Consider the following 511-nt stretch of genomic DNA (forward strand, 5'->3'; position numbering starts at 1 on the left):
CACCAGCACGATCAACACGACCAGCACGAACGGCGCCATCACGCTGAGGAAGTCGTTGAAGGTGAGCCCGGACCGGCTGGCGATGATGATGTTCGGCGGGTCACCGACCAGGGTGGCCGCGCCGCCGATGTTGGATGCGAGGACCTCGGCGATCAGGAACGGCACCGAGGGCACACCGAGGCGCTCGCAGACCAGCAACGTCACCGGCGCGACCAGCAGCACCGTCGTCACGTTGTCCAGCGCGGCCGACACCACGCCGGTCACCACCAGCAGGATCACCATGATCGGGAACGGACGCCCGCGGGCCTTCTTCGCCGACCAGATCGCCACGTACTCGAACAGTCCGGTGCGCTTGAGCACGCCGACGATCAGCATCATCCCCAGCAGCAGGAAGATGACGTTCCAGTCGATGCCCGCGTCCTCGGAGAAGAACGCGTGCTCGGCGTCGGTGGCACCGAGCGCCAGCATGATCGATGCGCCGCCGAGCGCGACCGCCACCCGATTGATCTTC

1 protein-coding gene is annotated in these 511 nt (G+C 66.5%); it reads right to left on the reverse strand.

All coding sequences use genetic code 11. The annotated features are described in order from the left end of the window. Positions 1-498: SLC13 family permease (locus tag ADL15_RS18175; protein WP_232344196.1), on the reverse strand; the 498-nt coding region annotated here is incomplete at its 3' end. Positions 499-511: the final 13 nt, after the last annotated feature.

It is taken from the genome of Actinoplanes awajinensis subsp. mycoplanecinus (assembly GCF_001509495.1).
GTDB classification, from domain to species: Bacteria; Actinomycetota; Actinomycetes; order Mycobacteriales; family Micromonosporaceae; genus Actinoplanes; species Actinoplanes palleronii.